Origin of the sequence: Acidianus manzaensis (assembly GCF_002116695.1) — an archaeon.
In the GTDB taxonomy this organism is placed as follows: domain Archaea; phylum Thermoproteota; class Thermoprotei_A; order Sulfolobales; family Sulfolobaceae; genus Acidianus; species Acidianus manzaensis.
Genome location: NZ_CP020477.1, coordinates 555,983 through 573,573, shown reverse-complemented (window position 1 = coordinate 573,573; position 17,591 = coordinate 555,983). Strand labels below are relative to the sequence as shown.

The 17,591-nt window shown below is 28.9% G+C and carries 25 protein-coding genes; 13 read left to right on the top strand and 12 right to left on the bottom strand.

The annotated features are described in order from the left end of the window. The first annotated feature begins 84 nt into the window (after positions 1 to 84). On the top strand, positions 85 to 1,086 hold the full coding sequence (locus B6F84_RS02605; RefSeq protein WP_148690784.1) for an NAD(P)/FAD-dependent oxidoreductase: 1,002 nt from the start codon (positions 85 to 87) through the stop codon (positions 1,084 to 1,086). A 62-nt stretch (positions 1,087 to 1,148) separates the two neighbouring features. Then, positions 1,149 to 1,901: a class I SAM-dependent methyltransferase family protein gene (locus tag B6F84_RS02600; RefSeq protein WP_148690783.1), complete on the top strand. Its 753-nt coding sequence runs from the start codon at positions 1,149 to 1,151 to the stop codon at positions 1,899 to 1,901. Here the strand turns inward: B6F84_RS02600 and B6F84_RS02595 are convergent. From B6F84_RS02595 to B6F84_RS02585, 3 genes are read right to left on the bottom strand one after another with little or no spacing between them, the layout of a single operon-like run. After that, entirely contained in the window at positions 1,818 to 2,294 is a 477-nt protein-coding gene (locus tag B6F84_RS02595) for a DUF371 domain-containing protein (protein WP_148690782.1), read from the bottom strand. The genes B6F84_RS02600 and B6F84_RS02595 overlap by 84 nt on opposite strands. Next, entirely contained in the window at positions 2,287 to 2,532 is a 246-nt protein-coding gene (locus B6F84_RS02590; protein WP_148690781.1) for a YhbY family RNA-binding protein, read from the bottom strand. Before B6F84_RS02590 ends, B6F84_RS02595 begins: the two co-directional genes overlap by 8 nt. Next, positions 2,486 to 2,806, bottom strand: coding sequence for a ribonuclease P protein component 4 (locus B6F84_RS02585; protein WP_148690780.1), 321 nt, complete (start codon positions 2,804 to 2,806; stop codon positions 2,486 to 2,488). Before B6F84_RS02585 ends, B6F84_RS02590 begins: the two co-directional genes overlap by 47 nt. 33 nt (positions 2,807 to 2,839) lie before the next feature. On the opposite strand from B6F84_RS02585, the gene B6F84_RS02580 reads away from it, so the two are divergent. Next, positions 2,840 to 3,475: a 16S rRNA methyltransferase gene (locus tag B6F84_RS02580; RefSeq protein WP_148690779.1), complete on the top strand. Its 636-nt coding sequence runs from the start codon at positions 2,840 to 2,842 to the stop codon at positions 3,473 to 3,475. On the opposite strand, the gene B6F84_RS02575 is transcribed toward B6F84_RS02580, so the two are convergent. Further along, complete coding sequence (locus B6F84_RS02575; RefSeq protein WP_148690778.1) at positions 3,467 to 4,048, bottom strand: hypothetical protein; 582 nt, start codon at positions 4,046 to 4,048, stop codon at positions 3,467 to 3,469. The two genes, B6F84_RS02580 and B6F84_RS02575, sit on opposite strands and share 9 nt — an antisense overlap. A gap of 80 nt (positions 4,049 to 4,128) precedes the next feature. Next, positions 4,129 to 4,266: a hypothetical protein gene (locus B6F84_RS13800; protein ID WP_187152735.1), complete on the bottom strand. Its 138-nt coding sequence runs from the start codon at positions 4,264 to 4,266 to the stop codon at positions 4,129 to 4,131. Between the two features lie 172 nt (positions 4,267 to 4,438). On the opposite strand from B6F84_RS13800, the gene B6F84_RS02570 reads away from it, so the two are divergent. Together B6F84_RS02570 and B6F84_RS02565 are read left to right on the top strand one after the other, a co-directional pair. Further along, on the top strand, positions 4,439 to 5,419 hold the full coding sequence (locus tag B6F84_RS02570; RefSeq protein ID WP_148690777.1) for a cation transporter: 981 nt from the start codon (positions 4,439 to 4,441) through the stop codon (positions 5,417 to 5,419). Then, positions 5,397 to 6,017, top strand: coding sequence for a hypothetical protein (locus B6F84_RS02565; protein WP_148690776.1), 621 nt, complete (start codon positions 5,397 to 5,399; stop codon positions 6,015 to 6,017). The genes B6F84_RS02570 and B6F84_RS02565 overlap by 23 nt, the downstream gene beginning before the upstream one ends. Here B6F84_RS02565 and B6F84_RS02560 read toward each other — a convergent pair. Then, entirely contained in the window at positions 6,014 to 6,880 is an 867-nt protein-coding gene (locus B6F84_RS02560; RefSeq protein ID WP_148690775.1) for a menaquinone biosynthesis family protein, read from the bottom strand. The genes B6F84_RS02565 and B6F84_RS02560 overlap by 4 nt on opposite strands. Positions 6,881 to 6,908: 28 nt before the next feature. On the opposite strand from B6F84_RS02560, the gene B6F84_RS02555 reads away from it, so the two are divergent. Beyond that, positions 6,909 to 7,427 (top strand): DUF84 family protein, encoded by a 519-nt coding sequence (locus B6F84_RS02555; protein ID WP_148690774.1) that lies wholly within the window; start codon positions 6,909 to 6,911, stop codon positions 7,425 to 7,427. Here the strand turns inward: B6F84_RS02555 and B6F84_RS02550 are convergent. Next, positions 7,414 to 8,055, bottom strand: coding sequence for a hypothetical protein (locus B6F84_RS02550; protein WP_148690773.1), 642 nt, complete (start codon positions 8,053 to 8,055; stop codon positions 7,414 to 7,416). The two genes, B6F84_RS02555 and B6F84_RS02550, sit on opposite strands and share 14 nt — an antisense overlap. Positions 8,056 to 8,062: 7 nt before the next feature. After that, positions 8,063 to 8,539, bottom strand: a complete 477-nt coding sequence (gene trxA / locus B6F84_RS02545) for a thioredoxin (RefSeq protein WP_148690772.1) — start codon at positions 8,537 to 8,539, stop codon at positions 8,063 to 8,065. On the opposite strand from trxA, the gene B6F84_RS02540 reads away from it, so the two are divergent. Further along, positions 8,540 to 9,445 (top strand): FAD-dependent oxidoreductase, encoded by a 906-nt coding sequence (locus tag B6F84_RS02540; protein ID WP_148690771.1) that lies wholly within the window; start codon positions 8,540 to 8,542, stop codon positions 9,443 to 9,445. It abuts the gene before it with no gap. Between the two features lie 4 nt (positions 9,446 to 9,449). Further along, complete coding sequence (locus B6F84_RS02535) at positions 9,450 to 10,163, top strand: D-aminoacyl-tRNA deacylase (RefSeq protein WP_148690770.1); 714 nt, start codon at positions 9,450 to 9,452, stop codon at positions 10,161 to 10,163. Here B6F84_RS02535 and B6F84_RS02530 read toward each other — a convergent pair. Next, positions 10,122 to 10,754 carry a 2,3-diphosphoglycerate-dependent phosphoglycerate mutase gene (locus tag B6F84_RS02530; RefSeq protein ID WP_148690769.1) on the bottom strand — a complete coding sequence of 211 codons (633 nt, stop codon included), beginning with the start codon at positions 10,752 to 10,754 and terminating at the stop codon, positions 10,122 to 10,124. The genes B6F84_RS02535 and B6F84_RS02530 overlap by 42 nt on opposite strands. Positions 10,755 to 11,111: 357 nt before the next feature. On the opposite strand from B6F84_RS02530, the gene B6F84_RS02525 reads away from it, so the two are divergent. The 3 genes from B6F84_RS02525 to B6F84_RS02515 all read left to right on the top strand — a co-directional run bounded on the left by B6F84_RS02525 (position 11,112) and on the right by B6F84_RS02515 (position 13,174). Then, positions 11,112 to 12,080, top strand: coding sequence for a metallophosphoesterase family protein (locus tag B6F84_RS02525; protein WP_338025988.1), 969 nt, complete (start codon positions 11,112 to 11,114; stop codon positions 12,078 to 12,080). Between the two features lie 240 nt (positions 12,081 to 12,320). Beyond that, positions 12,321 to 12,815: a CBS domain-containing protein gene (locus B6F84_RS02520; protein ID WP_148690768.1), complete on the top strand. Its 495-nt coding sequence runs from the start codon at positions 12,321 to 12,323 to the stop codon at positions 12,813 to 12,815. Between the two features lie 32 nt (positions 12,816 to 12,847). Beyond that, entirely contained in the window at positions 12,848 to 13,174 is a 327-nt protein-coding gene (locus tag B6F84_RS02515; RefSeq protein ID WP_148690767.1) for a hypothetical protein, read from the top strand. On the opposite strand, the gene B6F84_RS02510 is transcribed toward B6F84_RS02515, so the two are convergent. Next, entirely contained in the window at positions 13,140 to 14,888 is a 1,749-nt protein-coding gene (locus tag B6F84_RS02510; RefSeq protein WP_148690766.1) for an archaea-specific SMC-related protein, read from the bottom strand. The two genes, B6F84_RS02515 and B6F84_RS02510, sit on opposite strands and share 35 nt — an antisense overlap. Positions 14,889 to 15,088: 200 nt before the next feature. Between B6F84_RS02510 and B6F84_RS02505 the strand changes: the two genes are divergently transcribed. Continuing rightward, on the top strand, positions 15,089 to 16,012 hold the full coding sequence (locus B6F84_RS02505) for a nucleoside hydrolase (protein ID WP_148690765.1): 924 nt from the start codon (positions 15,089 to 15,091) through the stop codon (positions 16,010 to 16,012). On the opposite strand, the gene B6F84_RS02500 is transcribed toward B6F84_RS02505, so the two are convergent. Continuing rightward, on the bottom strand, positions 15,979 to 16,383 hold the full coding sequence (locus tag B6F84_RS02500) for a Fur family transcriptional regulator (protein ID WP_148690764.1): 405 nt from the start codon (positions 16,381 to 16,383) through the stop codon (positions 15,979 to 15,981). The two genes, B6F84_RS02505 and B6F84_RS02500, sit on opposite strands and share 34 nt — an antisense overlap. A gap of 80 nt (positions 16,384 to 16,463) precedes the next feature. Between B6F84_RS02500 and B6F84_RS02495 the strand changes: the two genes are divergently transcribed. Beyond that, on the top strand, positions 16,464 to 16,760 hold the full coding sequence (locus B6F84_RS02495; protein WP_148690763.1) for an MTH1187 family thiamine-binding protein: 297 nt from the start codon (positions 16,464 to 16,466) through the stop codon (positions 16,758 to 16,760). On the opposite strand, the gene B6F84_RS02490 is transcribed toward B6F84_RS02495, so the two are convergent. Next, a complete protein-coding gene (locus tag B6F84_RS02490) occupies positions 16,750 to 17,559 on the bottom strand; it encodes a CBS domain-containing protein (RefSeq protein ID WP_148690762.1) in 810 nt (269 codons plus the stop codon). The two genes, B6F84_RS02495 and B6F84_RS02490, sit on opposite strands and share 11 nt — an antisense overlap. Positions 17,560 to 17,591: the final 32 nt, after the last annotated feature.

Below are 17,591 nucleotides of genomic sequence, written 5' to 3'. Positions count from 1 at the left end.
TATATTTTACTGTTTATCTTTTTATATGTTCAACTAATTAGTAACGTTTAAATAGTATAAGTGAATTAGAATTTGTGAAAACATATGTCAGAATACGACATGACAATAATTGGAGGAGGCCCTGTAGGCTTATTTGGGGCTTTTTATGCTACATTAAGAGACTTAAAAACTATAGTTATAGATTCTCAAGACGAATTAGGAGGACAACTAGTATCACTATATCCAGAAAAAATGGTATACGATGTAGGAGGATACCCAGGTATCTTAGGCTATGATTTAGCCCAAAAACTAGTTGAACAGGCCAAAATGTTCTCTCCAGAATTAAGAACTAAAGAATTTGTTAACGATTTACAGAGAACAGATGATGGAATGTGGATAGTAAAGACTGATAAAGGAACTCAAGTAAAAACTAAAACAGTTCTAATAGCTATCGGTATAGGAAAAATAATGCCTTCAAGATTAGGTGCTAAAGGTGAAATAGAATATGAAAATAAAGGATTATACTATGCAGTAAGGAGAAAGAAAGACTTCGAAGGAAAGAGAATACTGATAGTAGGAGGAGGAGATGCTGCAGTAGACTGGGCATTAACATTAGCACCTATAGCTAAATCAGTAACTCTAATTCACAGAAGAGATCAGTTTAGGGCTCATGAAAGAAGTGTAAAACAATTATTTCAAGTAGCTACAGTATATACATGGCATGAATTGAAAGAAGTTAAGGGAGATGGAAGTAAAGTAACACAAGCTATAATTTTCGACAATAGAACTAAAGAAGATAAAACCCTAGATGTTGACTCTATAATTATAAGTATAGGCTATAAAGGAGATTTAGGAAACTTACCGAAATGGGGAATACAAATGAAAGGAAGAGATGTTATAGTAAATTCAAGAATGGAAACTAATTTACCCGGAGTTTACGCTGCAGGAGATATTGCATTACAAGAAGGGACTCCAAAATTGGCATTAATAGCTGTGGGTTTTGGACAAGTAGCTATTGCTACTAGTGTAGCTAAGAAATATATAGATCCTTCAGCATCATTATTCGCTGGACATAGTTCGGAGATGGATAAATTCAAGAAAGAATAAGAGAGAATTATTTAGAATAAAATTCTTAGAAAATTTTTTACCTTTAATATAAGGCTAATTCTGTGTTGAATAAAACTCCTAAACTAAGGGATATAATAAAAGGAGTAAGAAGTTTCTACGTCATAGGAAATATAGCAATAGTTTCTCCAAGAACTGAAGTAGATAAAGAAGAATTAGCTAAAGCAATTATGACAATTTCTCCAAGAGTAAAGGCAGTATATATAAAAAGAAGAGTTAAAGGAAACTTCAGAATAAGCGAATTAGAATTTGCTGGAGGACAACATATTACAGAAACGGTTTTCAAGGAAAATAACTTAAGATTTTATATAGATATTTCTAAAGTTTACGTTAATCCTTCACTAGGATCTGAAAGATTAAATATAAGGAACGAAGTAGAAAAAAATGAGAGAATTCTGGATGCGTTTACTGCATATGGAGGAATAGCATTAAATGTATCATTAGTTAGTAACTACCTAGTAGCTGGAGATCTTAATATAGATGGCTTATATATGCTAAAAAAATCTATAGAACTAAATAAGAAGTGTATAAGAGAAATTGATATTGTACAGTATGATGCAACATTTTTGCCTTTTAGGGATAAATCTTTTGATAAAGTATATGCAGATAATCCTACAATGATAAGGAATTTTATTTCTGAATTGTGTAGAATAACAAAACATATTTTAATTATCTATATTTTGGATAAAGAAGAGAATTTACATAATATAAATTCAGATAGATGGGTTAAAATTAACGAATATTCTAAGGACCTCTTCATCTTTAAGGGGTATATCAGATGCGATAACAGTAACTAAACCTTTGTTACCTTGTTTTAGTAAATTAATTATGTCCCTATTTATATCTTTAGCCGACTTATCTGCTTTAATTAATAAAGTTGAATCTGAGATAAACGTAGATTTCCTAATAATCATTTTAATTTCGTTAGAAAATGTGAGTTTTTCATCCCCTCTACCTTTTATTATGTCTAAATAATTTCCTACTTTTAATATTACATAACCATATCCATTATTTTTTAGAATTTCTTTCACTTTATTATCAAGATCTTTTATAGCTTTAGTTGAGTTTATTCCAATTATACAATCGCCTCTTGGCGTTAGAAAATTCTCTTTTGTAAATTCTAATGTTGTTTCATGTAAAGCTAGAACATTATGGTGACCATATATTGTAAATGAATCGTAACTAATCATTTTTCCTCAGGATAAATGTATATCCTCTAACTTCTATAAGTTCTGATTCTGTAATTTCAGCTACTCTTTTAGCAAAGTCTCTTCTATCTTCGTTTATTTCTGACGCAATTTTTATTTTAATTATCTTTTTCTGTTTTAATTGTCTTTTTATTTCATTTAAAATACCATCAGTTAATCCATTTTTACCTATTCTAATTGTTGCATGTTGTTGTTTTACATCGTTTATTTCTGAGTTCATATCTTCTTATCCACCCACATTCTAAGCAACTTCTAATTAAAATCTTTGATTTAATTCTTACTCTAAGAGTTTTGCCTGGAATAAGAGGAACATTGCATTTTCTGCAATATTTTCTTCTATACTCTAAAGGTAATTTAAATCGACCATATTTTGCATAATCTCTGGCAAGTTTAACATATTTTTTGGCAAGATCTAGGTCTCCATTTTTTGCCTCTTCAATAGCTAAGTCTATTAATTCTATAGCTCTTCTTTTAAGTTGCCTCTTGTTTACCATAATCCTTTATTGGCTTTGTTTTTCACTATATTTATGCTTAATGTAATTTTACTAGATTCTGGCCTTGAATTAGTCCCTAAAGAAATTATCAATGAAAAATCAGTTATACAGAACGCAAAAAAGAGGGGTAAAAATCCAGAAGAAACACTGTTAGACATATCAATTCATTTTCATGCAATGAAAAAATTAGATTATTGGCAAAAAAGAGGAAGACCAGACATAATACATATGGCTTTAATAATGTTATTATCAGAAAGAGATCTTATAAAGAATTTATATATTCATACAATAAATTCTAAAATAATAAAAGTAAACACAAAAATGCGACCCCCAAAGAATTATAATAGATTCGTTCCTCTTATGGAACAACTATTAAAAATTGGAAAAGTACCTCCTAATTCTGCAGAACCGCTAATGGAAATACTTAATATAAAATTAAAAGATTTGACGAAAGAATATGTTCCTATTTTATTATCAGAGCACGGAGAAAAAACTAAAATAACGTCATTATGTAATGATAAATTCTTAATAGGAGTAGGAGGATTTCAACATGGGGATTTTTCCGAAGAAGTTAAAGATGTATTTACAAAGTCATTTTCAATAAGTGAAAAAATTTTGGAAACGCAACAGGTAGTTTGTAGACTTATAAGTTTTTGCAATTCAATCTAATTTTCCTATTTTGGCTTTTGCAAATATTATTCCGCCTGCAGAATAACTTATTTCTAGAATTTCAAAATTATATGCTTCCAAAATTTTTTTGAATACTCTAGAAGTACAAAATGTTGATTCTTTGCTAAATCCACTGCCAGTTACACGGATCTCCAAAGATGAATCAGAGCCTTGCTTTACTTTAATATCTTTTATTGGTAATACAGATCTAACATTGTTATACATTTCTATTATTTCATCAAATGTGGATGCTCTTGATTTAAGATAAGAAGAAAGTTGCTGTCCTGCCTCTTCACAAATTTCTTCAAGAGTTTTAGCGTCTTTTTCATAAGCTAATTTAACTAGACTTTCAATATACCAAGATGTTACAGGTATTATATCTAAATCTTTTGTAATTTTATAGAAGTCTACTAAATTAGTTAAAGTAGTAGAATCTTCACCACTTTGAATTAAATCTAACATGGCCTTTAGTGCTATATTAGTAAGAGAGTATATTGTATATCCTTTACTTTTAGCTTCTTTTTCTAATTCTTTCATTAACTCTGCATCTGCAGCTATATTGACTCTTGCCAAATTAATCCCACATTTGTTTATATTTAACTGCTTTATAAAACTTCTTTATTACTGTTTTGTTTATAGAAAAAAATATTTACCTATTTATATACTACTAAATCGAATATTATAAACAAAATTAATGCTACTACAAATCCTCCTAGATACCAATTGTCATACTTAAACAATGCTTTTATCAAATCCGAAAAGCTATTTATTTCTTCTTTTTTCTCGCTCATATGCATCTTTGTGTAGTTTTTATTTTAAAAATTTTCTTTCATGAATTATGCTAAGAGATTTTTAACATAGTTTATCAATTTTTTTCCATAAAAATTTACTAATAAATTTCAAGATGGATTTAAGTATAGCCTAGGTATATAATATACTGGGGATCAGAAAAGGTGATTATGTTTGATAGATCTTCAAAAATTGAGAGAGTTATCAAAGTTATTTTTACTTTCAGGTATTTTGATAGTTCCCTTATCAATAATTGAGTTTTATTATGGAGAATATTATAACTCGTCTATCTTAATTGTGGATTCTTTTCATGGATTTATAGACGCTACGTCAGCAATACTATTTTCAATTTTATTAGGAGTAATTTATAAACGATCTAGCAAATTTCCTTGGGGATTATATAATTTGGAAAGTATTTCCGTTCTATTTGTAAGCATATTTATAGTGTATTTAGCTATAAATTATATAACAACAGCATTACATAATTCAATAAGTGGTGGACCTACTTGGTTAGCAATATTAATTTATATAAGTTCATTAATATCTCTACTAATCTATAAAATAGAAAAGAAATATTCGTGGATAAATTTAGTTAAGACTGATATTACACATACTAAATTAGATACATTTCTAGAAATATTTAGTGGAATAGGTATAATTGTGAACAATTATTATTTAACCATAACCATAATCATTGGAATTTCAGCCTTTGTATTATTTGACACTATAAGACAGTTCAAGGAAGCTATATATTCTCTAATCGGATTCAATTATAATTCACCAATAAAAGAAAGATTAAAAATAATGCTAGAAAGTTTTGGACTAAATGTTAAAAATATTTACATTAGAAAAATCGGTTCATTTTATTCCTTATACGTTATTATAGGATTGGAACCTAAAACTACGCTAGCAGAGATATATAAATTAAGAAAAATTGTAAAAAGAATAGCGAAAACATTTGATGGAGTAGTTAATGTAGAAGTTAAAGTAATACCAGAAAAAAGTAAAAAAGTAAAAACAACTAATAATATTAATGTACAAAAAACTAGCATTGACAATAAGTCTGATGAAAAAATTAGGTCCGAATATCCCACTCCTATCGCAAATATTAAAAACACCTCAAGAGACATTAATGAAACAGCTGTTAAGCATTAAGAATCTAAATTTTACACCTATAGCAAGTTCTAGTTTATTAAAAATAAATTTTGAATCATTTCCTGTTAGAATAAATTTGAAGTCAAATTTCTTTTTTTCATTATCTAAAAAAGAAGGATTAAAAATAAAAAAATTTATCAACTATTCTGGAATACCAGAATTATATGACCCTAAATTTGACTCTTGGAAGTTAACATTTGATAAAAAGTCTGAAGGATTAGTTGTTACAACAAAATTTGAAGAGAATTATCCAATATTAGATTTTTCCTCATTGAAATCTTTCAAGTCATTTAATGAAGTACTTAAAGGAATGTATAATAATCTATTAATAGAAAGCTTTCTAATTGATTATGGTACAAGAGATCTCATAGTAGATGTATTTACATACTCCGAAAAAGTACAAGATATACTAGAATTTATTCCTTTCATAAGATTTACTATATCAACAGAAATTGAAAATGATTTACTATATATTACAGAACTATCTATTCCTTACAAATATTTTAGGAGTATTTCAGAGATACTTAGTGAAATAAAAACTGAATGTAATTTCCTCTTTACACTTAATAAAAAACCATATGTAAGTAGAATTATTTAAATAATATCTAAAGTATTTACTCTAGGCAATATACCTCTTTCTTCAGTCAATTTATAGAAAGTTTGAAGGCCTTTTATAACATTATCTTCAGGTACGTTGTATTCTTGAATATCAGCCCAAATTGTTTTCTCTACAATTTCTTTATCTAAATCTGCTTTTTGAACTTCGCTCATTATCTCTACATCTTTAGGTATAATTTCTTGTAAATTCTTTTCAGCATATTTCTTGCTTTTCTCATATACTTCTTTGAATTTAATTGCTATATCTTTTCCAAGGTCTTTTGAAACAACTACCATACCCATAGGCATAGGTACATTGTTAGAAATCTTTTTCCACATATCCCACATGCTTGTGATCACATTAGTTTTAATTCCTAATTTACGTAATGCATACATCATTTTTATCTCATGCACTGCTACAAGTAGATCTCCTTCTTTACCTAAGCCTTTTATCTCATCTAGAACTCTTTCTATAATTACGAGTTTTCCATATCTACCTACTAATAACTTATACAGAGTGAAAGCTGTAGTATTTGGACCATGAACAATAAGTCTAGATTTTTTTGCATCTTCTAGGCTCATCTCTTTTATTGATAGTAAAGGCATTCCAGTTATCCCATCAACTGCAGAAGCAACAGCATTACTCATGATATAATAATAATCTTGAATATAGGGATACATTGCTGCTGAAGGAACAGATACATCTACTTCTCTTTTTAATACTTTTTCATTAACACACTGAACAGTAGGTATTACCTCGATCTCTAAGTTAAACCCTTCTGGTTTTATTTTCCCTTCTATTAACGGAATAAATGGATATAAATCGCCTGAATCAGCTAGAGCACCAACTTTTATTGTTACCATATACACTAATTTTGATAATTGGTTAAAAATGTTAGTTAGTATAGGTAGTAAGAACAAGACTAAAATAGAAGCAGTAAAGGAAGCATTAGATATTATTAATTTAGAAGCACAAGTGATAGATGTAGAAGTTTCATCTGGTGTCTCAAATCAACCTTTTTGTAAAGAGACATTAATTGGAGCTAGAAACAGAGCATTAAATTCAATAAAAATAACCAATGCTGATATTGGCATAGGAATAGAGGGAGGATTATGCATAGAAAATTACAAGATGTTAGCATATGCTGTAGTGTATGTTATAGATAAGTATGGAAATGAGAACTTCTCTAAATCTGCATCCTTCGTTTTGCCTAAAAATGTAATTAGACATATTATACAAGGAATGGAATTAGGTCATGCGATAGATATAGAATATTCAAGACATGACTCCAAGCATAATGAAGGAGCTGTAGGAATTTTAACAAAGTATATAGATAGAAAAAAGCTTTATGTTGAACCAGTTATATTAGCATTATATCCTTTCTATAACAAAGAAATTAACTTTGAGTAACAACCCTTTTGAATAACAACCCTATTTCTGGTAATTTTACTACATCATGCTCATTTGGTCTAGGAACAGTTGAGATATAAACTCCATAATCTTCATGATCACAAAGTTGATCTGATTTGGGTTCTCCATAAGGCGAGAACAATATAAATTCATCAGCTTTATGTAAAATTTTCTTTACTGCATCATCAATTTCCTTATATAATTCACACTTATTCGTCTGAGAATTATGTAATAGTCTATCTAATGCTGATATGTCTGCTATTACTGGCCTATCTTCTAACTCTTCCAGAATTGAATTCACAACCTTATCTATCTCATCTTTAGCTGAGACACCATCATTATAAGGTATACTTACTTCGCCGTAAGTAGGATTAGATATAGGTAGATTTATAGCTACAGCATTTGTGTCTTTAAGTAACTTAGGTGTTTCATCAACTTTTATGAATTTATTATCTTTTATTTCCGTCATTTCTAAAACTGATAGCCAGGAAGATGCTGGATGCTGAGGCTTTCTATTTACTACCACTCCTCTAAATGTAGTACTAAAGAGTGTTAAAAGAAATCTAGGATTACATTTCATAAAACTAGTATAACTTAACCCATCTATGCCAAGTAGCAAAGGCTTCATTATAATTTCACTCTATTAGTTGTTTTATTCTCATTTCTATTTCTTCTCTTGGAACTGCACCTATAACTTCGTCTACTGGTTCACCATTCTTAAAGAACAATACTGTAGGTAAACTCATTACACCATATCTACCTGCTATGTCCTGGTTCTCATCAGAGTTTACTTTTCCAAACCCAACATCAGGATAATCTTTAGCTAATTCTTCAATAATAGGTGATAACATTATACATGGAGCGCACCACTCAGCCCAAAAATCAACTACAGCTACTTTATGAGATTTAATAAACTGGTCAAAAGTATTGCTATCTAAATGTGCTACTTCTCCTGCTTTTTGATTTTCTTGCATAACTTTACTATCCTTCATTATCTCTTTAATTTTTTTCTGTAATAACTTATTTAGTTCAGGATCATTATCTACACTCATATGATAATCTTTTACTTGGTAATTTAAAAAGTTTATATTGGATAAAGTAAAAGGAATCATATGACTACTGTTATCGTTGGAGGAGGAATAACAGGATTATTTACCGCAATGCAATTTGATGATTCTATTGTAATAGAAGAAAAAAGAGAAAAATATAGAAATTCACAAGCTAGTTTATGGAGTATTTTTCCTCCTTTATGTGGTAATCATTATGATGAATGTATAAAAGCAGAAGAAGAATATTCCAAAATCTGCAAAGAACATAATATATTCTATAAAAAGACTCATATTTTAAGACATGCAGAGAATAGAATAGGAGGTAAATTATTATATAAAGATGAAATAAAAAGTATTGAACCAGAAGTAAATTTGGAAGAAGCAGAATACTTTGATAATGGTTTTTTCGTAGAAGGAGAAGATTTAATTAATAGTTTATCACTAGGGGTAAATTTAAAAAATACACGAGTTACAAAAATAAACATAACTAATAATTTTGTTGAGAGTATAGTTTTGGACAATAATGAAAGGCTTAAAGGAGATTTCTATATAATAACTGCAAGCTATTTATTACAAAATCTCTTACAAAATTTTATCACACTACAGCCATACAAAGGACACTTAATTCTTGCTAATACCAAAAATACACTAAATGGAATATTAATAGTAAATGATAGAATAGCTGTACAAGGAAAAAAATTATATATGAACGGAGATTCTACTAATACCCAGTCATTAGATATTGACTACAATCAAATTTCAAAAACAATAAATACATTTAAAAACATTATAGATTTTTCTACTAGCAATTTAGAAATAAGAGTAGGATTTAGATCAGTAAATAGTACTGGTGAACCAGTATTATTAAATCCGTATAAAAACCTCATAATAGTAGGAGGATACAAATTTGGATTTGCCTTAGCTCCAATATTAGCGAAAAAAGTTAAAGAACTAACAAGAAAGTTGTAAGATAATGGACATAAAGGTTATAATATCTAATCAAGACGAAGTAGGAAAGACAGTGAAAAAATTAGGATATAAGTTTGAAGATATTAATGAAGATGTAATAGATTTTAAATATAATTCTGGAGATGCAATAGTAGTAATCTGTAGACATGAAAGTTCAGCTAAAATGCCATCGCTAACTGTACATCATCCAGGTAATCCTGGAAAAGAGACAATGGGTGGAGATCCTTTCACTCTAGGTATAGCATTTCCAAGACTGATAACTTCCATATATAGAGAGATAATAAAAATACCAATTAATATAGACAAAACTTTTGAGGCTACACATCACGGCCCTACATCACTTAAAATACCTGTTGTTTTTGCTGAAGTAGGCAGTGATAAAAGTTTTTGGAGTAATGAAAATTTAGTAAGAAACTTAGTTGAAGCCGTTTTAAAAGGGATAGAAAATATAAATAGTACTAATTGTGAAAATGTTATTGCAGGAATAGGAGGACCTCATTATGAGCATAGAATATCTAAATTTGCTTTAGCTTCATGTATTTCACATATAATTTCTAAACATTATATTTCTGAAATAAACTCGAACATCATAGATCAGATTTTAGAAAAAAGTATTGACAAACCAGATACTATACTTTTCGATAGTATCAACAAGAAGACTAGAGAAAAAATTTTGTCATTTGTTAATAGTAATAAAATATCTATTAAGTCTATTTAATAGATTTTGAGAAATAACAGGAGAACCAATACTATATATTTTCATTTTTCCAGACTCATCAGCTTCTATAGTAGTTATACTAGCATTATGCAAAGATATTCCAAAAGCCGAAATATCGTCTAGATCTAAGATATAACCTATTAATGCTCTAATAGGATCATAATGACTAACTGCAACTATTACATCTTTATCATCTTTTACAGAATTCACAAACTCAATCATTCTTTTTTGCATTGAAATCCAATTTTCTAATCCTTTTATTTCTATCTGACCTTTTATCATTTTCAGTTTCCAATGATCGTTTGGATCAAATTTTTTATTGTTTAACTCTCCCAGATATCTTTCTCTTAATCTATCGTCAACTATAGGTATAAGTCCTAGTTCATTACCTATTATTCTTGCAGTTTGATATGCTCTAAGAACTGGACTTGTATATATTTTTGATATATTTAAATTTTTTAATTCTTTAGCAACCGATTTAGCTTGTTTTTCACCTTCTTCTGTAAGAGGAAACACGTTATTATCATGCGATAATATTTTTTGCTGATTTGAAATTGCAAATCCATGTCGTATAAAAAGTATTAAAACCATCTTGATCTTCCACTCTACTCTTTAGTTATCCCTATTTATTTTACCATAGATTTAAACTTAATCTAACCGTCATACAAGTTAAATCTTCTATACTGACCCCCTCTCCGCCTAAAGGTGAGGATTCCTTTCATCGATTCGAAGATACATCTCTACTCTGAGAGACAGTCGAGATACTCGGAAAACTCCCTCCCATATAAATTATAATAGGTTTAATTAATTCCTATAGTGTTAACTATTGTAAAGCTTAAAATATAGCTAGAAATACTCTGTAATAGAAACTCATAATTATGAATATATATAGTTCGTATTAGTAGTTTTATAATCAGTTTTAAATATGATATATAACGATAGTTAAACGTGGGCCTATTTAACAGAAAGAAAAATACTGACATGAAACAAGTTAAGCTACTATTTACTTCTGATTTGCATGGTTCAGACATAGTATTCAAGAAATTTCTTAATGCAGGGAAAATGTATAAAGCAGATGCATTAATAATAGGGGGAGACCTGGCAGGAAAAGCATTAGTACCAATAATAGAGTTAGGAAATGGAAAATATGAAATAGAAGGAAAAACTATTGAGTCCTCAGATTTAAATTCAGCGATAAAAGAAATAAGAGATCATGGAAATTATTACACAATAGTAAGTAAAGAAGAATACGAAGACATGTTAAATGATAAAAGAAAAGTAGATGAAAAATTCAAAACTGCTATGACTGATGTAGTAAGAAACTGGATAAAAATAGCAGAGGAGAAATATAAAGATAATAAAATACCAATCTATGTAAATCTAGGAAATGATGACCCGGAATACTTGTTTGATGTTATAGAAGAAAGCGATATAATGACAAAAGCAGAAGGAAAAGTTTTACAGATAGAAAAATATGAAATGATATCCTTTGGATATGTAAATCCAACCCCTTGGAATACGCCTAGAGAAATGCCAGAAGAAAAACTTTACGAAGCATTGAAAAAAGAAGTATCTAAGTTGTCTGACACGTCCATGGCTATATATAATTTTCACGCTCCTCCTTATGGCTCTAATTTAGATAATGCACCTTTACTCGATAACAATCTTAAACCAGTGGTAAAAGGAGGAGAATTAGTATTTACTCACGTAGGCTCCACTTCTGTAAGAAAAGTAATAGAAGAAACTCAACCATTGCTAGGCCTACATGGTCATATCCACGAATCTAGGGGATTTGATAAAATAGGAAGAACAATAGTATTGAACCCAGGTAGTGAATATGGTGAAGGTATATTACATGCTGCTATAGTAGTTTTAGAAGGAGATAAAGTAAAAGCACATCAGTTTTTATTAGGCTAAAGCCACAATTCACATTATTAAAATATTTAATAATACTTACGAAAATCTATATATAATTATATAAAAAATCACATATAAAACTTAAAAACTAATATTGTATATCACTAATTAATATTAGCTAAATATTAATTTGATATGATATATTTGACAATTTACATGTTATTTAATGAACTAAGCTTAGATTTAAAATAACTATTTATCATTATAAAAGTTTTTATTTTCTAACACTATTATACATGTATGAGCTATAAGGTTTCTCAAATAGCAACAAAAAAAGTTCTAGTTACTAAGCCATCAGAGAAAATAATAGATGCAGCAAAACTAATGAAAGAAAACAATTTAGGCTCGCTTGTAATAGTAGATAGCCAATATAAGTTAATAGGAATAATTACAGAAAGAGATATAGTTAAAGCAGCTGCTAATAATGATCTAGAAAGTGAAATAGAAAAATATATGACAAAAGAAGTTAAAGGAGTATTAGTAGACACACCTGTAACTGATGCATTGAACATTATGCTGGAAAATGGTTTTAGACACTTACCTATCATAACAAAGGATGGCAAATTATATGGTATTGTCTCAATAAGAGACTTGTCTAGAGCAATATTAGATGTACACTATATGCAATTTGGAAAAAGTGCAGATGAAGTAAAAGGTACAGGCATAGTATGTCCAGTCTGCGGTATGGAGATTGATGAGTACGGATATTGTGGATGCGGTACAGGTTCGGGTTAATTTTTTTAGTAGGTTAAAGCTGTTTTCTACATATGATAATATTTTATGCAATAGGAGAAAAAGAGAGAGCAAAAGAATTAGTCAGGATAATAACAAAGACCAGATGGAAAACAATATCTAAACATGCAATAAAAATCTCTAGTTCTTCTATAGGACCTTCAATAGTGATATTCAAACCAACTATGGCTGGCTTAGCTGTCGCAATGTGGTTAAAAGCTAGAGCAGAAGAATTGGGAATGACTACATCAGTTGGTTGGTTTACTCCTATTACTACATTACCACCACAAGTTGAAGATGCGATAAAAACAGATCTAAACAAAATACTTATGAAGAGACTAGAGATTCCATGGGCTCCCTAACTACTTCTAAGTTTTCATCGCTCTTTGTTATTATGATGTAATCAGTTATTCCTTTTAGATATTTTACTATTTTTTCAAATCTTTTCTGATCAAATGTCATAAATGACTCATCAACTATGAAGAATGGCGTTTTGAAATATGATTTTAATGCAGTGATAACCAGAATTAATGCTAACGATGTTCTCTCAGAAGACGATAGTTTCTTTAGTTCTAACATAGCATCGTGCCTTTTTACTATAAGCTTATAATTCTCGTCTATTTCTGCTCTGATATCAAACTCTAGTTCCTTCATTAAAGAATTTGCTATGCTAACGAACTCTTCTCTAGCTACAGTTAATCTTCTTATATATTCTTTATCTAGATCATCTATAATTTTCTGTAATTCTTCCAATTCTTTCTTCTTTTCAGATATCTTTTCTAGTATTTGAGATGGAACTCCAGTCTGGTATAACTCATACTCTAACTCTTCTTTCTTTTTATTTAATTCTTCTAATCTCTTTGTTGTATAATCATTTATGTCTACTACTCTTATTACATCATTACTTCTATTAAACCTCTCTTCCATTTCTCTTCTTTGCCTTTCTAGATCATCTATTTGTGACTTAACAGTTTCTATTTTATTTTGAAGATCGTTTTTATTTAGCATCAATCTATTTATTTCATTTTGTAGTGAATCTAAATCCTTTAGTCTTCTTTCTATTTCTGCTTTTTTGCTAAGCAATTCGTCTGTTTCTTTCTTTATATTTTCAAATGCATTTGTTTTTTCTTTTAATTCTTTAGTTATTATATCAGCTCTAAGTTTCCATGCTGATGGATCAACATGGCTTCCGCATACATAACATGTAGATAACTGTTTCTTTTCAGAATCTTTTATCTCATCTAAAACTCTTTCTAATAATCTTATTTCTATTTCTTTTTCATTCCTTAAAGAAGATTTTGTCTGAAGCTGTTTAATAATGTCGTTTAGCTGATCTTCATAAGATTTTCTTATTTCAGGTGAAACCATTGACTGTTTTTGTGCTATATCTTGTTCTAACTTGTTTAATCTATTCTGTAATTCGTTTAATTCTCTCTTTTTAACTTCTATTTTGTCTCTTAATTCTGTCATTTTATTCTCTCTAGTAAGATTAATAGTATGAGAAGTTCTATTTAGTACTTTATCACTCTCTTTTTCTTTTTCAAGTCTTTCTATATCATTTTCTATTAACTTAATCTTATTTTGAAGATCTATAGCTTCTTTATATTTACTATTTAGATCCTCTAATTCAGATTTAAGTTGTTGCAATTTAATATCCATCTCATTCTTTTTCGATTTTATTTCTTGAACTTTAGATGTAGCAGATATGAACCATTCTACATTTTCGTCTCCAGACATTATCTGCGTTAATAATTTATTTTCAGGAGAGAAATATGATAGTAATAATGCTCTATCATCGTCCATTAATAGCTTAGAATTTTCTATTATCTTGTTTTTAATTCTTCTAATTCTTCTATAATATGACCTACCTTCATATTCTAACTCTATATATCCTTCATCAGCAAAAACATTTAAAAGATCATCAGGTCTTATAGCTGATGTTAGCAACGATATCATAGCTTTAGCTAGTGATGTCTTTCCGTATGCATTAGGTGCTTTATATATATTGACTCCTTTATCTACTTGATAATCTAAAGGAGTAATAATACCGCCTATATTATATACTGATACCTTCATCTAATAGTAATATTATATTATTATTAAAAAATCTTTTCATAGCTCAAGTAATATAAGTATACCATTACTTCGTATAAAAGGTAATTTCCATTAAATAATTATAAAAATATATTAAATTTTTAGACTTCTAATCTAAAATATAGATAAAAAAATCAGTTATAATGTTACAGATTTTATAGTGAGTTAACTTTAGTGTTTATATGGAAAAAAGATATGCTATAATTGATTCGGATACTGCAAGTGATGATACAATAGCAATTTATCTTGCATCTAAATTCTTTAAGTTAGTAGGAATAACCATAGTTGCCGGAAACGTGAAATTTGAAAATCAAATAAGAAATGCACTATTTACTGTAGAATATTTTAATTTAGGAATACCAGTTTTTGTGGGAACAAATAGGCCAATAATGGGAAAGTGGAAAACAGTAGAAGAAGTACACGGAAATAACGGAATAGGAGATTGGAACATACCAGAGCCTAACTTAAAACCTAGTACAGAACATGCTATAGATGCAATAATAAGACTTTCAAAGGAATATGAAGGAGAATTAGAAATACTAGCTGTATCTCCACTAACTAATTTGGCATTAGCTTATCTAAAAGATCATAATATTGTAAAAAGAATCAAAAAAGTCTGGATTATGGGAGGGGCATTTAGTAGGGGTAATACTACACAAATAGCAGAATACAATTTTTGGGTTGATCCAGAAGCAGCAGAAATCGTACTAAATGCTGGATTTGATATTACAATAGTTCCATGGGAAGTTACAGAAGAATATGCTGAAATAAATGATGATATATGGAAAAAAATAGAATCAATAAAAAATAAAGCTTCCACTTTTTTCATTAATGTAAATAAAACCTTACGCGAATATTCGAAAAAGTATGAAGGACATGGAAGTATTCATACAGACTCTCTAACAGTTACTTTAGCTTATGATCCTTCAATGATATTAGAAGAAAAGGAGTTTAATGTCACAGTAGAAACTTGTTCTACAGCTAGAGGCGCAATGTTAGTAGATTGGTATAATATTACAAAAACTACTAATGCTAAAATAGTTTTGAAAGTAGATAAACAGAAATTTATTAATTATTTACTTTCTAATTTAGAGCATTCTGCATAAGCTACAACACTAAGGTTTATTACGTTTATTCCTTTTTTCTTTAGTTGATCTATTATTTCTTCCAAACTTATATCTACATCAATAATTTCATTATTTTCTTCGCATATAACATTTACATGTGGTTGTCTTCTCATCTCATACCATGTTATGCCATTAGCTTCGAAAGAATTTATTATACCAGATTTTTCTAAAACTTCTAGAGCATTATATACCGTAGATAGGCTTATACTTGGTTCATTCTTTTTTAATTCTTCAAATATTTGTTCTCCGCTATAATGTCCGCCTTTACTTAGCAGAGATAATACTGCGAGCCTTTGAGGAGTCACTTTTAGACCCTTTTTTCTTAGAATCTCTACTGGAGTTATTTCCATAGTAAAACTACTATTATTTTAAAGTAATTAAAACTTTATCCCAATCATGCTTAAATATAACATCTGTAATGTGATTAATTATGAAATATTTAGTAGATATAAGTGTAGAACCTATAGGCACAAATTCCACCAGCTTATCTAAATATGTAAAAATAGTATATCAAGTACTAAAATCCAAAAATATAAAATTCTATCCAGCTCCTTCTATGACTACTCTTGAATTAGATGATATAACACAACTAGGATATATAATAAAAGATATTGATGATACACTAGCTAAAGAAGGAGTAAAAAGAATAGTAAGCATATTAAAAATTGACGATAGAAGAGATAAAGAAAATTCAATAGATCATAAATTAGATGTAATTAAAATGTAGAAGTATACATTTTTAATTCGTATAAGTATTTTCTTACTCTATCATCAAGCAACGCTCTTGTAACATCTGTCGTAGTAATTACACCAACTAAGTCTCCAGATTCTTTTACTACCGGTATACCTTTAATTTTCCTATTTGCCATCAACTTTGCCGCATTAGCTAAATCTTCATTAGAAGAAATTACTATAATGTTAGGACTCATAACGTCACCAATTTTTATATTACAAGATTTGTATTTTAGAACTGGAGCTATATATAAAAGATCAGTAGTAGTTAATATCCCTGCTATTTTCCCTTGGTCCATAACAATTAGCCTACTTAAGTCTCTATCTAGTAATATTTTTATAGATTCTGCCAAGTTATCATTTTTATTACATGTAACAGCTGGACTAGTAATAAATTCTCCTACTTTTTGAAGACTCCTAATTTGAGAAGCATAATATTGTGTCAAATCACTTTTTATAATCATACCTAATGCTTTACCTTCTTCAGAACAAGCTATTAATAACGGCTGCTTTTTATCTATCATTATTTGTGCAGCTTCTAATGGATCAATATTCTCATTAACACATAAGAAATCCTTCCTCATAACTTCTGATATATATACATTGTTGAAATCTATATCTTCTCCTGCAGAATAAACAAATTTAACTATATCTTTTTGAGTAATAATTCCTAAAGGATAACCTTTTTCATCTGTTACGATAGCTTTAGGTATGTATTCCATAGTCATGATTTTGATAATATATAGCAATGTATCGTATGGCCTAAGAAGGATAGAACTCCTAATAATTCCCATAATTTGAAATATTAGTACAACCTTAAAAAGTC

Excerpts from the sequence above, each read along its gene's own strand:
- B6F84_RS02605 (WP_148690784.1), top strand. The coding sequence starts at position 85 with ATGTCAGAATACGACATGACAATAATTGGAGGAGGCCCTGTAGGCTTA.
- B6F84_RS02595 (WP_148690782.1), bottom strand. The coding sequence starts at position 2,294 with ATGATTAGTTACGATTCATTTACAATATATGGTCACCATAATGTTCTA.
- B6F84_RS02590 (WP_148690781.1), bottom strand. The coding sequence starts at position 2,532 with ATGAACTCAGAAATAAACGATGTAAAACAACAACATGCAACAATTAGA.
- B6F84_RS02585 (WP_148690780.1), bottom strand. The coding sequence starts at position 2,806 with ATGGTAAACAAGAGGCAACTTAAAAGAAGAGCTATAGAATTAATAGAC.
- B6F84_RS02580 (WP_148690779.1), top strand. The coding sequence starts at position 2,840 with ATGCTTAATGTAATTTTACTAGATTCTGGCCTTGAATTAGTCCCTAAA.
- B6F84_RS13800 (WP_187152735.1), bottom strand. The coding sequence starts at position 4,266 with ATGAGCGAGAAAAAAGAAGAAATAAATAGCTTTTCGGATTTGATAAAA.
- B6F84_RS02565 (WP_148690776.1), top strand. The coding sequence starts at position 5,397 with ATGAAACAGCTGTTAAGCATTAAGAATCTAAATTTTACACCTATAGCA.
- B6F84_RS02560 (WP_148690775.1), bottom strand. The coding sequence starts at position 6,880 with ATGGTAACAATAAAAGTTGGTGCTCTAGCTGATTCAGGCGATTTATAT.
- B6F84_RS02555 (WP_148690774.1), top strand. The coding sequence starts at position 6,909 with ATGTTAGTTAGTATAGGTAGTAAGAACAAGACTAAAATAGAAGCAGTA.
- B6F84_RS02550 (WP_148690773.1), bottom strand. The coding sequence starts at position 8,055 with ATGAAGCCTTTGCTACTTGGCATAGATGGGTTAAGTTATACTAGTTTT.
- trxA (WP_148690772.1), bottom strand. The coding sequence starts at position 8,539 with ATGATTCCTTTTACTTTATCCAATATAAACTTTTTAAATTACCAAGTA.
- B6F84_RS02540 (WP_148690771.1), top strand. The coding sequence starts at position 8,540 with ATGACTACTGTTATCGTTGGAGGAGGAATAACAGGATTATTTACCGCA.
- B6F84_RS02535 (WP_148690770.1), top strand. The coding sequence starts at position 9,450 with ATGGACATAAAGGTTATAATATCTAATCAAGACGAAGTAGGAAAGACA.
- B6F84_RS02530 (WP_148690769.1), bottom strand. The coding sequence starts at position 10,754 with ATGGTTTTAATACTTTTTATACGACATGGATTTGCAATTTCAAATCAG.
- B6F84_RS02520 (WP_148690768.1), top strand. The coding sequence starts at position 12,321 with ATGAGCTATAAGGTTTCTCAAATAGCAACAAAAAAAGTTCTAGTTACT.
- B6F84_RS02515 (WP_148690767.1), top strand. The coding sequence starts at position 12,848 with ATGATAATATTTTATGCAATAGGAGAAAAAGAGAGAGCAAAAGAATTA.
- B6F84_RS02510 (WP_148690766.1), bottom strand. The coding sequence starts at position 14,888 with ATGAAGGTATCAGTATATAATATAGGCGGTATTATTACTCCTTTAGAT.
- B6F84_RS02505 (WP_148690765.1), top strand. The coding sequence starts at position 15,089 with ATGGAAAAAAGATATGCTATAATTGATTCGGATACTGCAAGTGATGAT.
- B6F84_RS02500 (WP_148690764.1), bottom strand. The coding sequence starts at position 16,383 with ATGGAAATAACTCCAGTAGAGATTCTAAGAAAAAAGGGTCTAAAAGTG.
- B6F84_RS02495 (WP_148690763.1), top strand. The coding sequence starts at position 16,464 with ATGAAATATTTAGTAGATATAAGTGTAGAACCTATAGGCACAAATTCC.
- B6F84_RS02490 (WP_148690762.1), bottom strand. The coding sequence starts at position 17,559 with ATGGGAATTATTAGGAGTTCTATCCTTCTTAGGCCATACGATACATTG.